The sequence below is a fragment of the Streptomyces sp. Y7 genome, from assembly GCF_043195415.1.
GTDB lineage: Bacteria > Actinomycetota > Actinomycetes > Streptomycetales > Streptomycetaceae > Streptomyces.
Genome location: NZ_JBIDDQ010000017.1, coordinates 155,877 through 168,881 on the forward strand (window position 1 = coordinate 155,877; position 13,005 = coordinate 168,881).

The window sequence follows — 13,005 nt, forward strand, 5'->3', positions numbered from 1 at the left end:
GGCGGATCGGACCGCCGCCGCGTCTGGGGGAAAGGACACCTGATGACTCGTCTTCGCTCTCTGTTCGCCACGGCCGCGGCGACGGTGCTGATCGCCGGCACGGCAGCCGCGGGAACCGCGTCCGCGGCCGAGGCCGGACAGCCGAGGGAGCCGGGCTGCGCCAAGCTCTGGGGCTACGGTCCCGGCTGGGCGGACATCTACAACGAGTGCGGGTACACCATCTTCGCCAGCGTCGAGGTCGACGGTTTTGACCCGACGTGCATCCAGATCGGCCCGGGTGCGATCGGGACGATCGGCCTGGAGCCCGGCGACGTCCCGTACTACGCGTACGTGTGCTGATCCAGGGCGTCCTCTGACCAAGGACGGCCCCTGAACGGGCGGGAGCGGGGCCACGGCTTCGCTCCCGCCCTCCGGCGTGTCCGGAGGCCCCGCACCCACAGTCGGGCAGCGCCCGTCAAGGGGCCCGCGGGGACCTGCGCGACCGGCCACGACGGCGCCGCAGCCGAACGGCCGCCCGTTCCCCGGCACTCACAGCGCCCCGGCGCCGCCGAGGAGGGCACCGTGCCGGGCGTGTAACAAGGAACCGCCGCACGCGTAACACGCCCGAAGCACCCTGAACGGCATGCCGAACTCCGCGACGCCCACCCACTGCCCGTACTGCGCCCTGCAGTGCGGAATGAACCTCACGCCCCAGCAGGACGGGGGTGTCGCGGTGGTCGAGCGCCCGGACTTCCCGGTGAACCGGGGAGCGCTGTGCGGCAAGGGCCGTACGGCTCCCGCGGTGCTGGCCTCGGGTGTCCGTCTGACCTCGCCGCTGGTGCGGTCGGGCGGCGCTCTCGTGCCGGCCTCGTGGGACGAGGCGCTCGACCGCGTCGCCGAGGGCCTTCGCCGCACGCGTACGGAACATGGCCCGGACGCGTGCGGGGTCTTCGGCGGGGGCGGCCTGACGAACGAGAAGGCGTACAGCCTCGGCAAGTTCGCGCGGATCGTGCTCGGCACCTCGCAGATCGATTACAACGGCCGCTTCTGCATGTCGTCCGCGGCGGCCGCCGGGATCAAGGCGTTCGGCCTGGACCGGGGGCTGCCGTTCCCGCTGGAGGACATCCCGAGGACGGGCTGCGTCATCCTCGTCGGCTCGAACCTCGCGGAGACGATGCCGCCCTCGCTGCGCTTCTTCAACGAACTGCGGGAGAACGGCGGCACGCTGATCGTCGTCGACCCGCGCCGCACGAAGACCGCCGAGCAGGCCGACCTGCACCTCGCACCCCGTCCCGGCACCGACCTCGCGCTGGCCCTCGGCCTGCTGCACCTGGTCGTCGCCGAGGGGCGGGTCGACGAGGAGTACGTCCAGGAGCGCACGGCGGGCTGGGAGGAGGCGCGGGCCGCCGCGATGGCGCACTGGCCGGAGTACGTGGAACGGATCACGGGGGTGGCCGTGCCGCAACTCCGGGAAGCCGTGCGGCTGTTCTGCGAGCCGGAGCACGCGATGGTGCTGACCGCACGCGGGCCCGAGCAGCAGTCCAAGGGCACGGACACCGTGGGCGCCTGGATCAACCTGTGCCTGGCGACGGGGCGGGCGGGCCGGCCGCTGTCCGGATACGGCTGCCTCACCGGCCAGGGCAACGGACAGGGCGGGCGTGAGCACGGCCAGAAGGCCGACCAGCTGCCCGGGTACCGCAAGCTGGACGACCCCGCGGCACGGCGGCATGTCGCCGAGGTGTGGGGCGTGGACCCGGACACCCTGCCCGGCCCCGGACGCAGTGCCTACGAACTGCTGGACGCGCTCGGCACCGACATCAAGTCGCTGCTGCTGATGGGCTCCAACCCGGTGGTGTCGGCGCCGCGTGCCGCGCACGTCGAGGAGCGGATCAAGTCCCTCGACTTCCTCGCCGTGTGCGACGTGGTGCTGTCGGAGACGGCCGAACTCGCGGACGTCGTCCTGCCGGTGACGCAGTGGGCGGAGGAGACGGGCACGATGACCAACCTGGAGGGCAGGGTCCTGCTGCGCCGCCGCGCGATCAGCCCGCCGGAGGGCGTCCGCAGCGACCTGGAGGTCATGCACGAGCTCGCCGCACGGCTCGGCGCGGAGCGGGGCCTGGAGAAGGGCTTCCCGACCGACGCCGAGGAGGTCTTCGAGGAGCTGCGGCGGGCCAGCGCGGGCGGGCCGGCGGACTATTCGGGGATCACGTACCGGCGGCTGGCGGAGGAGAACGGGGTGTTCTGGCCGTGTCCGGCGGCGACCGACGGAAGCGGCGGCACCGAGCATGCCGACGACCCGGCGCGGGACGACGACGCCGCGGGCGACGAGGCGACCGCCGCCGCGGCGCATCCCGGCACGCCCCGTCTCTTCCTCGACCGCTTCGCCACACCCGACGGCCGGGCGAGGTTCGTGCCCGTCTCGCACCGCGCGGCCGCCGAGGAGCCCGACGACGAGTACCCGGTGCTCCTCACCACCGGACGGGTCGTGGCCCAGTACCAGTCCGGCGCCCAGACCCGCCGCGTCGACGAACTGAACACCGCGGCGCCGGGCCCCTTCGTGGAGCTCCACCCCCGGCTGGCGGCGCGGCTCGGCGCGGCCGACGGCGACCCGTTGGCCGTGATCTCACGCCGCGGCCGCGCGGTGGCCCCCGCCCGCATCACCACCGCCATCCGCCCCGACACGGTCTTCATGCCCTTCCACTGGCCCGGCGAGGGCCGCGCCAACACGCTCACGAACCCGGCACTGGACCCGACATCGCGCATGCCGGAATTCAAGACGTGCGCGGTACGGCTGGAGGCGGTCGAGTCGTAACGCACCGACGCACCTGGCCATGGCACGCCCGGTCAGGGGTCGCACCGCGTAAATTGACTGGTCAACCAGCTGAGTTGTGGCGCCGGGCCTCGCTCATGACCCGGTTGACATCGTCGCGGATGCGACGCCTACTGGAATCAAGGGCGTTCCGCGGATGGAGATCGACACGGCGCTCGAAAGCCCCGGCGGCACAGCGACCGCGCCCCGCGTCCGAGTACGCCCGTGACGGCGTAGACCCGTCGACTGGGCGCCAGGACAGCCCGCCCGCGGGCCCGGGAGACATTCCAACCGCAGGCCGCGGGAGACGGGCCGCCCCCCGCGCGAACACATCGGCCTGCGCGGGAGCGGCGCTCGCCGAGGCCACGTGGTTCTCGCACCCCCTGCCGATGCTCGTGTGAGACCACACGCGGCAAGGAGGCAGGACCCATGTCGATCATGTTGGACCCCACAGCGCTGGACGGGGCGGTGCGGCCGGCCAGGAGAAACGATCTCGAAGGGCTGACGCTGCCTCATGGGGCTGAGCAGAGCGGTGTCGCGGAGGCCACGCACGCGGAGCCGGAGGCCGAGGAGATGGCCCAGCTCAGGGCTCGCATGGCGCGACTCGAGGCGCAGGCCGTGTCGCGATCGGCCGATGAGGCCGTACCGACCACGGTCAGTGGGCGCTTCCGCAGCGCGGGAGCCGGAACACAGCTCGAACTGCGAGTGGACGTGGACGGCCCGCGGCCGCTGATGCGGATCAGCGGAGACTTCTTCCAGATCAGCGGGGCCACCACGAATTACGTCGGTTCCTTCGTCGTGGAGACGCTCACCACCACTCTCACCGAGGGTCTGGTGAAGCTCACCGGAACGGGGAGGTTCAGCTTCCCCGTCCTGTCCTCGCACGTGGAGGTGAGCATTGTCCGGGGTACGGCCGTGGCACCCACCCCGGGCGAGGCCACCGTGCAGTTCTCCACCGACGGCGGGAGCCCCAGCGCGAGTTACCTGTGCGCGTTCGTCTCGCCGCACTTCCGCAGCATCCAGCTCGAACAGGACTCCGTGGCAGGGACCGTCCCGTTCGTCTCGTACGACACCGGGTCCCTGCCGCAGCCGCCGTCGAGCCCGGCACGTGTCCTGACCATCCCCGCCGCGTACGCGGAGGCGGGGATCGAGGTGCAGATCGCCGGGGCTCCCGATGTCGTCCCCGCCGGTGCCGCGGGCGCCGACGCACGGTGGAGCGACGCGGAGTTGCACAACGCCATGGTCAACCATTTCAGCCTCTGGCGGGACGCCACCCGGTGGCAGGCATGGCAGATGGTGGCCACCTCGCATGTCAAAGACACCGTCCGGGGCATCATGTTCGACGCGGGCGGGGCCTTTCAGAGACAGGGCTTCGCGGTGTTCTACGACAAGATCAAGGGCGAGGACCCGGTCAGCCGGCGTGCGCAGTTGCGCACGTACGTCCACGAACTCGGTCACGCCTTCAACCTGCTGCACTCGTGGGAGAAGAACCTGGCCGAACCGCCCCAGCCGCTCGGGCCCAACGGCGGCCTCGGGGATTTGTCCTGGATGAACTACGTGCAGGACTTCCAGCCCCCGCCCCCGGCGCCGGGTGGCACGGCCGCCTACTGGGCCGCGTTCCCCTTCCAGTTCACCGACAATGAACTCGTGCATCTGCGGCACGGCTTCTACCGGGACGTGATCATGGGCGGCAACCCGTTCGGTGTCGGTGCGGCCGAGGTCGACGTGGACCTCTTCGACGACCCGGTCGTCGACAACTCGGGCCTCGCCCTGGAACTGCGGTCCAACGGAACGTTCCGGTTCGGCGAGCCGGTCGTGGTCGAGATCAAGCTGTCCACCACCGACGTGCGCGGCCGCAGCACACATGGCCGACTGCACCCCAACGACGGCTTCGTCACCGTCGCCATCCGCACCCCCTCGGGCGAGACCAGGATCTACAGGCCGCCACTGATCCGCTGCGTCGACCACGAGGACCGGACGGTCCTGGACGCCGACCGGCCGGCGGTCTACGACAGTGCCTACATCGGTTACGGCAAGGACGGCTTCTACTTCCAGCAGTCCGGCCAGTACCAACTGCGTGCCCTGTACCACGCATCGGACGGTTCGCGGGTGCTCTCCGACGTCCACCGGCTCACTGTCCGCAGGCCGCTCACCGAGGCCGACGAGGATGTCGCCGAGTTGATGATGTCCGGCGATGAGCAGGGCACGCTCTTCTACCTGCTCGGCTCCCGCGCCGAGAGTCTCGAGTCCGGGAACCGGGCCCTCGACCAGGTGCTGGACCGCCACCCCGAGCACCCGCTCGCCGTCTACCCCCGCATGGTCAAGGGCTTCGGCGTCTCAAGGGACTTCAAGGACCTCACCCCCGCCAAGAAGCTCCGCATCCGTCCCGCCAACACAGAGGAGGGCATCGGGCAGCTCAGCAAGGTGGTGGAATCCTCGGCCGGTGACGAGGGCGTCGACAACATCACTCTCGGCCAGGTGATGCGGCGGCTGGCACGGGTGGAGGCCAGAGCGGGGAATCCGCAACGGGCGGCAGAGGTGATGGACGAGATGGTGGAGATCTTCGACCGCAAGAACCTCAATCCCCACGTCATGCGGGACATCCGGTCGCAGGCCGAACGGACCAAGGAAGAGACCACCCGTCGGTAGCCTTGTCCCACCCCTCCCCCTCCGACAGCACGGGCGGCGGCCAGGCGGCCGCCGCCCTCCGCATGGTCTTGCGTGCGGTGACGGCTACGCCCCCTTGACCGTGTTCACCCAGTCCGCGACTAGCAGGACGCCCTGTTCGATCTGATCAGCCGCGTCCCTCGCAGCATGCTCACCGCCATGGCCGATGTGACGGTGAGCTGACCGCTGTGGACGCACAGCATGCGAGGGGCGCAGGCCACGTCAACGCCGACCCCAGTCGCCGCTCGCGATCGGCGCGCCCCGGGCCCTCAACCGGGCCGCGACAGCCGGAGCGGCCACGTACACCCATGCCCGCACGGCAGTTCCGTCCGCCTCGCGGAGCACCTCTCGGGCGACGCGCTCGTACAGGTTCCGTGGGTCCCCCGGCGTGTACTCCTCCAGCAGGTCGAGGGCAGCCAGTAGCGCGGCGTACTCCTCGGGCCGCGCGGTGACCAGATCTCCGTGGACGGCGGCACCGCCGCGCACGTCCTCGACGACGTAGGGATAGCCCGGCCCGTCGTACAGCACCGCCCCCTCCATCCGCGCCGGTTCCTCCGCGCGCACGCGCCCCCGCAGGAATGGGTCGTGGTTGAGCTCACCGGGCCGCAGGGTGCCGTAGACGAAGAACGGGAGTCGAGGAGAGAGGGTCACGGAAACGATTCTCTCCTCTCACACACCTGCACGTATTCACCCTGGCCACGCCATGTTCATGCCCCCTTGAATCAAGGTCAGCTTCCGAGCCGCCCAGTTCAAGGAGACCGATGAGCCGAATACGGTCGCACGTCCGAGGTTCCCGTCCGGCCACCGCGGGCGCCGCAGTCGCCGTCGCCGGCCTGCTGGCCGCCGTCCTCACCCCCACCGCCGACGCGGACGAACCGCCGAGCAGGGCCGACGCCGTGGAGAACGCGGCCTCCGTGCTGTCCGATGTCGCGGGGAGTCTGGGGCTGACGGCCGCACAGGACACCCGTGTGCGGGACGTGGTGGTGGACTCGGACGGCGCACAGCATGTCCGCTACGACCGGACGTATCACCGACTCCCCGTTCTCGGCGGCGACTTCGTCGTGCATCTGAAGAAGGACGGCACCTACCGAGGCGCCTCCCGCGCCGTCGCGAGCACGATCTCCGTGAAGAGCGTGTCGCCCGAGGTCTCGGGCCCGAGGGCCGCCGACCTCGCCGCGAGCGCGCTGCGCGCCGTGAACGTGGGCGAGACGCTGAAGAGGCTCACCTCCCGGCCCGAGCTGGTCGTCGACGCCCTGCACGGCGCCCCGAAGCTGGCCTGGCGGACCGACGCGGTCGCCGAGGACTCCCTCGGCAACCCCGTGGCCCGGACCGTGCTCACCGACGCCGGCACCGGCAGGCAGATCGACGCGTGGGACAGCATCGAGACGGCATCCGGTGACGGCAGGTCGCTGTACTCGGGCACAGTGCCGCTGGAGACGACGGCGTCGGGGTCGTCGTACCAGCTCAAGGACGCGACGCGCGGCGGCACTTACACGGGTGACGCGGCGAACAGGACGGACCTGTGCGTCCTGAGCATCTGCCTCAACCGGGCGCCCGCGACGGTCTTCACCGACGCCGACAACCACTGGGGCACCGGTACGACGGCCGACCGCTCCTCGGCCGCGGTGGACGCGCAGTACGGCACGGACGCGACGTGGGACTACTACCGCGACGCCCACGGCCGCAACGGCATCGCGGGCGACGGCAAGGGCTCGTTCAACCGGGTGCACTACGGCAACGCCTACAACAACGCCTTCTGGGACGACAGTTGCTTCTGCATGACATACGGCGACGGTGACGGCACCCAGCTCGGCCCGCTGGTGTCCCTGGACGTCGCCGGGCACGAGATGTCGCACGGCGTGACGTCGAAGACGGCGGCGCTGACGTACTCGGGCGAGTCCGGCGGGCTGAACGAGGCGACATCCGACATCTTCGGGTCGCTGGTGGAGTTCCACGCGGGCAACTCCTCCGACCCCGGGGACTATCTGATCGGCGAGAAGGTCGTCCGCTCGGGGCTCGGGCGAAACGCCCTGCGGTACATGGACAAGCCGTCCAGGGACAAGGTCTCGGTGGACTGCTGGAGCACGTCGACCGCGCAGCTCGACGTGCACTACTCCTCGGGGATCGGCAACCACTTCGCGTATCTGCTGGCCGAGGGCAGCGGCGCGAAGACGATCAACGGGGTGAGCTACGACTCCCCCACCTGTGACGGCTCCTCGGTGAGCGGGATCGGGCGGGCCAAGCTCGGGAAGATCTGGTACCGGGCACTGACCGTCTACATGACGTCCTCGACGAAGTACGCGGGTGCCCGGACGGCGACGCTCGCCGCGGCCAAGGATCTGTACGGGGCCGGGAGCGCGGAGGAGCGTGCGGTGGCCGCCGCGTGGAGCGCGGTGAACGTGGGCTGACGTTCGGGGCGGGCCCCGGAGGGAAGCCGCGTGGCCGGGTGCGGGTCGTGGGCACCGGTCGCGCGGTTTCCCGCGCCCCTGGGCCGGCGAGGCCCCGCCCGGCCGAATGGCCCGGCCGTGAGGGAGCCGTACGCCGTCCGTCCGTGAGGCGGCAGGCGGTGGCCGAGGTGCCTCCGGGCGGTCCCTCCGGGTGCTCGCGTCACCCGTTCACACCCCGGCGCCCCACCCAACCGATTCTCTTCCGGCGCTCCCCCGCACCGGCCCGGTGACCTGCTGAAACGGCCCCCGCCGCGCAGCTCGCCGGGCCTTTCCGGTGTCTGTTCACCCCCCTTGCGGCCCTGTCTCGGCAAGCGCGCCCGCCGTGGCGGCTCTTTCCTCGGAAGGGCAGGGCCCGGCCGACGGCGGCACATGGGGGTGTCGCGGGCCGTGGGTCCGTTTGCGCTCGGAGGAGCATCGATGCGTCGTACCGCCCGTCTGCTGACCGGGACCGCACTGGCCGTCGGCGCCCTGGCGACCCTCGTCGCGCCCGCGCATGGCGCCGACGCGGACGGCCTGGTGCTGCGCCCGGCGTCGGTCGATCCGGGCGAGCAGGTGGCGGTGGACACGTCCGCGTGCCGGGACGGCGGTGCGGCGGGCGACGCCAGCGCGGTCGGCGCCGGCGCGTTCACGCTGGCACCGCACGAGCGGCGGGCGACGGGCCGGTTCCGGGTGCCGCCGAGCGCGCAGCCGGGGACCTACGAGATCGTCGCGACCTGCGCCGACGGCGGCAGGCGGATCGCGGGCGATCTGGTGGTCACGCTGACGCCGGCGAGCGGACAGCAGGTGCATCCGAGAGGAAGTGTGAAGACGGGGGTCGGCGGCGCTCTTGACCGCGATCCCGTACAGACCGCGGCAGGCGTGGCGGCTCTCGCCGTCGCCGCCGCGGGCGGTACCTGGCTCCTGCATCGCCGGGCGAGAGGCGACGGGATCTGACGGACACCCTCCGCTGTCCGTCCGCCGGTACCGCACGTCCCCTCCCCCTCCGGGTCCGACGCCCCTCGCGGCCCGGAGGGGGAACGGGTGGCCCTAGGAGAGTCACGGGAGGCTCACGTGCGCGGACGAAGGAGCGCCGGTGACGCCGCGATAGCCGCCGTCACCGCCCTCGCCCTGTGCACCGGCGCCTGGCAGCTGCACCACGGCGGCGAGCGCCACGCCCCGCCGCAGCCGTCGGCCGCGCAGGCCGGGACCGCCTCGCCGGACCTCGGGAGCGGCGGCCCGCGCACCGGCCCGCGCGACCCGCTGCACGCCGCCGCCCTCGCGCTCGCGCCCTCCCCGCCCGACCGCATACGCATACCGTCGATCCGCGTCGACGCCCCTGTCATGGGGCTCGGCCTGACGCGGAACGGCAGCCTCGACGTCCCGCCCGCAGACCGGGAGAACCTCGCCGGCTGGTACGAGGCCGGCACCACGCCCGGTGAGACGGGCACCGCGATCGTCGCCGGCCATGTCGACAACGCCGACGGGCCCGCGGTCTTCTACCGCCTCGGCGCCCTGCGCAAGGGCAGCACGATCGAGGTCGGCCGCCGCGACGGCGGCACCGCCCTGTTCACCGTCGACGCCGTCGAGGTGTACGACGCGAGGGCCTTCCCCGACGAGAAGGTGTACGGCCCGGCGGCCCGGCCCGAACTGCGGGTGATCACCTGCGGCGGCGGCTACTCACGGACGACCGGCTACCGGGGCAACGTGGTGGTGTTCGCGCATCTGACGGGCAGCCGCTGAGCGGGCCCGCCTAGGCCGGCCACTGCTCGTACGCCAGCTTCACCACCAGGGAGAACACCACCGTCAGCAGCACGACCCGGACGAATCCGCTGCCCTTCTTCAGGGCCGTGCGGGCTCCCAGGGTGCCGCCCGCGAGGTTGAACACGGCCATCACCGCGGCCAGTTGCCACAGGACCGTGCCCTGCCAGGCGAAGGTGGCGAGCGCGCCGGCGTTGGTGCAGCAGTTGACGATCTTCGCGGTCGCGGAGGCGGTGACGAGGTCGAGGTGGAGCACGGCGGTCAGGGCGAGGACCAGAAACGTCCCGGTGCCGGGGCCGATCAGGCCGTCGTAGAAGCCGATGCCCAGGCCCGCGAGGCCGATCGCCGCGAGGATCCGGCGCGGCGAGGCCGGGCCGGTCGCCGGGGCCGTGCCGAAGGCGGGCCGCAGGATCACGAAGGCGGCCACGCCCAGCAGCACCACCATGATCACGGGCTTGAGCACCTCGGTGCTCATCCCGGCCGCGAAGAAGGCGCCCCCGGAGGAGCCGGCGAGCGCGGCGAGGCCGATGCGCACGGCGAGGCGGACGTCCACCGGTGCCTTGCGGGCGTACGTCACCGCGGCGCCCGTCGTGCCGACGATCGCGACCGCCTTGTTGGTGCCGAGCGCGTAGGCGGCCGGGGTGCTCGCCGGGAGGCCGAGCAGCAGGGCGGGGAGCAGCAGCAGTCCGCCGCCGCCGACCACGGCGTCGATCCAGCCGGCCGCGAGGGCCGCGAGGCACAGGACGACGACCGTGGTCAGGGATATGTCGGGCATGATCGCGACCCTAGGCGGCGGATGTGTGCACCGTCCATGTACCTGAGGAGCATCTGAGGTTCGCGGGGCCCCGGTCAGGCGCGCGAGTCCTCCAGGTACCTGAGCACCGCCAGCACCCGGCGGTGTCCCGTCTCCGAGGGCGGCAGGTCGAGCTTGGTGAAGAGGTTCGCGATGTGCTTCTCCACGGCCCGCTCGGAGATCGTGAGCGCGGTCGCGACGGCGTGGTTCGTGCGGCCCTCCGCCATCAGGGCGAGCACCTCGCGCTCGCGGGGCGTGAGCGCGTCCAGGGCGTTGGCGCGCCGGCTCGCGCCGAAGAGCTGGGCGACGACCTCGGGGTCCAGCGCGGTGCCGCCGGCCGCGACCCGCTCCAGCGCGCCCACGAACTCCCCGATGTCGACGACCCGTTCCTTCAGCAGGTACCCGAACCCGGCGGGGTCGGAGAGCAGCCGGCCGGCGTGCGCGGTCTCGACGTACTGCGAGAAGAGCAGGATCCCCAGTCCGGGGTGCTCGCGCCGCAGCCTGAGGGCCGCCCGTACCCCCTCGTCGCTCTGGGTGGGCGGCAGCCTGATGTCGACGACCGCGACATCGGGGGCGTGTGCGGCGACGGCGGCCAGGAGCGCCTCCGCGTCGGACACGGCGGCGGCGACCTCGACGTCCCTGAGCTGCAGGAGTTGCACGAGCCCGTCGCGCAGGATGGCGGAGTCCTCGGCGATGACGACGCGCATGCGGCTCCGATCGGCGGTCGGCGGGCGGTCCGTGAGGCCGAGTCAGGCGCAGGGCAGCTCGACGGTGACCACCGTAGGCCCTCCCGGCGGGCTGTCGCAGGTGAGGGTGCCGTCGACCGTGCGCACGCGGGCCAGCAGCCCGGTGAGTCCGGAGCCCGCGCCGATCACCGCGCCGCCGCGTCCGTCGTCGGCGACGCGCAGGCGCAGCGGGCCGCCGTGGGCGGTGACGGTCACCGTGGCCGTGTCGGCGCCGCTGTGCTTGGTGGCGTTGGCGAGGAGTTCGGCGGCGCAGAAGTAGGCGATGGACTCGACGGCCGGGGTGGGGCGGGTGCGGATGTCGGTGGTGACGTCGACGCCGAGGGCGCTGTCGGCGGCGAGGGTGGCGAGGGCCGCGGGCAGGCCCTCGTCCAGTACGGGCGGGTGGATGCCCTTGACCAGGTGGCGCAGGTCGGCGATGGCCTGGGTGGCGTTGGAGCGGGCGGTGTCGACGGCGGCAAGGACCCGGCGGCGGTCGGCGTCGGAGGTGACCAGTTCATGGATCACGGTCAGATGCATGGCGAGGCCGACGAGCCGGGCCTGGGTGCCGTCGTGCAGGTCGCGCTCGATCCGGCGCAGGGTGGCGGCGGCGTCCTCGACGGCGTGCGCGCGGGTCTCCTCCAGGGCGCGGATCCTGCGGTCGGCGGCGCTCGGGCCGAGCAGCGCCGTCAGCAGCAGACGGTGCGGGGTGAGGGCGTGCCGCAGGAGGGCGGGGGCGAGAGCGAGCAGCAGCAGTCCGGCGGCGACCGGGATCAGCCAGCGCGGCCAGGTGTCGACCTGGTACCCGAAGAACTCCAGCGACACCCTGGTCCGCGAGCCGTCGGCATGGTGGACGGTCCGGTTGTTCAGGTGCTTGAGCAGCGGGTGCAGGGTGAACAGGACGCCGTACACGTATCCGGCGAGGACGGCCACCAGTCCGAGTACCGCGGTGAACGGGGTCGACAGCGCGCAGGCCACGGCCCGCCAGCCCACCCGCTCCCCGAGCAGCGCCCGCCGCCGCCCCAGCACCCCTGCGCCGCCCGGCGGGGTGGGCGGCTCGATCTCCACGCCGAGCAGGCCGCGGGCCAGGCCCCGCTGCACCGCGCCCAGCGCCAGGGCCCCGCGCACGGTCCCGGCGATCAGCCACAGCCCGAGTGTGGTCACGGAGAGCACTCCGCCCAGCGCCAACCCGACCAGGACCAGTACGAAGCCGATCAGCGCCAGCGGGAAGGCGATGACCGCGTACAGCACGGCGGCCAGGGCACGGCGGCCGAAGGTGGCGGCGGCGAGGGAGCGAAGGCGGTTCACGACGGCCAACCTAGGCGAGGGCCGTACGGGCCCACCGGAGCTGGAGCCCGGTCAGCCCGCGGACCACGCCCGGCATGAGCAGCAGGAAGCCGAGCCCGCCCACGATCGCGTGGAAGGCCCAGGCCCCGGCGAACGTCGGCCCGCCCCACGCGTCGGTGGCCTCGCCGCCCGCGCGCAGGGGCCAGCCCAGGTTCATCGGCACCAGCGACCAGCCGTACAGCGTGACGAGGGCGGTGATGAGGTTGAGCGGCAGCGCGCCCAGGGCGTGCAGCAGCCCGGCGCGGCGGCCGCCGGTGATCTCGGCGCCGAGCAGCCGGCGGGCGAGCTCGCGCTGCCAGCGTCCGGCCGGCAGCCCGGCGAGGGCCAGCGGGACACACACCACTCCCACCGGGAGGGCGGTGACCGCGTACGCCGTCCGCCGCCAGGTCTCCGCGGTGAACGGCTCGCGCACGAGGCGCCACACCCACACGGCGGCGGTGTCGCGGCCCGCCGGTCCCGTTCCCGGGTCCGGAGCCGGCGTCCTGCGAACGAGGTCCCTCACGC

11 protein-coding genes are annotated in these 13,005 nt (G+C 72.6%); 6 read left to right on the forward strand and 5 right to left on the reverse strand.

Going from position 1 to position 13,005, the window contains the following annotated elements; translation table 11 throughout:
* Positions 1-42 precede the first annotated feature (42 nt).
* From ACGFW6_RS31700 to ACGFW6_RS31710, 3 genes are all read left to right on the forward strand, one after another.
* A complete protein-coding gene (locus ACGFW6_RS31700) occupies positions 43-339 on the forward strand; it encodes a hypothetical protein (RefSeq protein WP_030958081.1) in 297 nt (98 codons plus the stop codon).
* Between the two features lie 283 nt (positions 340-622).
* Complete coding sequence (locus tag ACGFW6_RS31705) at positions 623-2,791, forward strand: molybdopterin oxidoreductase family protein (RefSeq protein ID WP_393517484.1); 2,169 nt, start codon at positions 623-625, stop codon at positions 2,789-2,791.
* 426 nt (positions 2,792-3,217) lie between these two features.
* A complete protein-coding gene (locus ACGFW6_RS31710) occupies positions 3,218-5,437 on the forward strand; it encodes a hypothetical protein (protein ID WP_393517487.1) in 2,220 nt (739 codons plus the stop codon).
* A gap of 240 nt (positions 5,438-5,677) precedes the next feature.
* Here the strand turns inward: ACGFW6_RS31710 and ACGFW6_RS31715 are convergent, their stop codons facing one another.
* On the reverse strand, positions 5,678-6,106 hold the full coding sequence (locus ACGFW6_RS31715; protein WP_393517490.1) for a gamma-glutamylcyclotransferase family protein: 429 nt from the start codon (positions 6,104-6,106) through the stop codon (positions 5,678-5,680).
* 110 nt (positions 6,107-6,216) lie between these two features.
* On the opposite strand from ACGFW6_RS31715, the gene ACGFW6_RS31720 reads away from it, so the two are divergent.
* The 3 genes from ACGFW6_RS31720 (at position 6,217) to ACGFW6_RS31730 (ending at position 9,621) form a co-directional block, all read left to right on the forward strand.
* Positions 6,217-7,863: a M4 family metallopeptidase gene (locus tag ACGFW6_RS31720; protein WP_393517493.1), complete on the forward strand. Its 1,647-nt coding sequence runs from the start codon at positions 6,217-6,219 to the stop codon at positions 7,861-7,863.
* A 456-nt stretch (positions 7,864-8,319) separates the two neighbouring features.
* Positions 8,320-8,835: a hypothetical protein gene (locus tag ACGFW6_RS31725; protein WP_393517496.1), complete on the forward strand. Its 516-nt coding sequence runs from the start codon at positions 8,320-8,322 to the stop codon at positions 8,833-8,835.
* 117 nt (positions 8,836-8,952) lie between these two features.
* Positions 8,953-9,621: a class F sortase gene (locus tag ACGFW6_RS31730; RefSeq protein WP_393517499.1), complete on the forward strand. Its 669-nt coding sequence runs from the start codon at positions 8,953-8,955 to the stop codon at positions 9,619-9,621.
* Positions 9,622-9,631: 10 nt separating this feature from the next.
* On the opposite strand, the gene ACGFW6_RS31735 is transcribed toward ACGFW6_RS31730, so the two are convergent.
* The 4 genes from ACGFW6_RS31735 to ACGFW6_RS31750 form a co-directional block, all read right to left on the reverse strand.
* Positions 9,632-10,414, reverse strand: coding sequence for a sulfite exporter TauE/SafE family protein (locus ACGFW6_RS31735; RefSeq protein WP_393517502.1), 783 nt, complete (start codon positions 10,412-10,414; stop codon positions 9,632-9,634).
* 74 nt (positions 10,415-10,488) lie between these two features.
* On the reverse strand, positions 10,489-11,139 hold the full coding sequence (locus tag ACGFW6_RS31740; protein WP_393517505.1) for a LuxR C-terminal-related transcriptional regulator: 651 nt from the start codon (positions 11,137-11,139) through the stop codon (positions 10,489-10,491).
* A 42-nt stretch (positions 11,140-11,181) separates the two neighbouring features.
* Positions 11,182-12,462, reverse strand: a complete 1,281-nt coding sequence (locus tag ACGFW6_RS31745; protein WP_393517508.1) for a sensor histidine kinase — start codon at positions 12,460-12,462, stop codon at positions 11,182-11,184.
* Positions 12,463-12,472: 10 nt separating this feature from the next.
* Positions 12,473-13,003 carry a hypothetical protein gene (locus ACGFW6_RS31750; RefSeq protein ID WP_393517511.1) on the reverse strand — a complete coding sequence of 177 codons (531 nt, stop codon included), beginning with the start codon at positions 13,001-13,003 and terminating at the stop codon, positions 12,473-12,475.
* Between the last annotated feature and the right edge of the window lie 2 nt (positions 13,004-13,005).